The 1,035-nt window shown below is 44.8% G+C and carries 1 protein-coding gene and 1 pseudogene; both read right to left on the reverse strand.

The window, feature by feature from the left end; translation table 11 throughout:
• Positions 1 to 818, reverse strand: an 818-nt coding sequence (argH, locus tag HP456_RS24285; RefSeq protein ID WP_172255774.1) for an argininosuccinate lyase, incomplete at its 3' end; no start/stop codon positions are given.
• A pseudogene (locus HP456_RS24290) lies at positions 815 to 1,035 on the reverse strand (argininosuccinate synthase domain-containing protein); the annotation flags it as partial. The gene argH and the pseudogene HP456_RS24290, both read right to left, overlap by 4 nt.

Genomic DNA, 1,035 nt, shown 5'->3' on the forward strand with positions numbered 1-1,035 from the left:
AAGCTGTCATCCAGTTCAATGAATCTGAATTCCTCGGTCGACCAGAGGATGAACTCTTCCGCCAGTCGCGACAGATGTGTCATCAACAGTGCACTGTTACTGAGGAATTCCACGATGAAGTCACGATCGCTTACTGCATCAAGGCTGTTTTCGTAATAAGAGCCGAATCCGAGGAGATCTGCGGAATACATTCTGTCGATCGGAAACGTAGTACCGGCAAGCGCACCCGCTCCGAGCGGAGAGATATCGATGCGCTTCAGCGAGTCGGTTAAGCGTTCTTTATCACGCTGCAGCATCCAGAAATAACACATGAGATGATGCGCAAATGATATCGGCTGTGCCCGCTGCAGGTGTGTGTATCCGGGAATGAGCGTTTCAACATTCTCTTCCGATTGATGGACGATTGCCGCTTGCAGGTCTTCGATAAGATCAATGATCTCTTGAACTCTTCGCTTTAAAAACAGGTGCATATCGGTAGCGATTTGATCATTTCGGCTTCTCCCTGTGTGAAGCTTACCTCCGACTTCACCTATTTCGTCAATCAGGAGTTTCTCCAGGTTCAAGTGGATATCTTCATATTCCACCGAGTACTCAAGTTCATCTGATAAAGCTTTCTGATAAAGTGTCTGCAGCCCATTAAGGATTTTATCCCCATCTTTTTCAGAAAGGATTTCACATTTTTTCAGCATGGTTACATGAGCCAGGCTGCCCTCGATGTCTTCAAGGACTAATTCCTGATCAAAAGAGATAGATGCGTTGAACTCATCTACCCATTCCTCCGGCTTTTTCGTGAATCTTCCGCCCCAAAGCTTACTCATAGAGTCAATTTCTCCTTCTTCTCGCTATTAATGACTGAAGAAACCTTTGTCGGCAAACCCCAAAGTTTAATGAAACCAACGGCTGCGTCGTGATCAAATTCATCCGCTTTCGTATAAGTAGCCAGATTTTCATCATATAAAGAATTAGAAGATTTTCTGCCTTCCACAATAGCATGGCCCTTAAACAATTTCACACGAGCCACTCCATTTACATATA

The sequence above is a fragment of the Bacillus haikouensis genome (assembly GCF_013179555.1).
Classification (GTDB): Bacteria; Bacillota; Bacilli; order Bacillales; family Bacillaceae_B; genus Rossellomorea; species Rossellomorea haikouensis_A.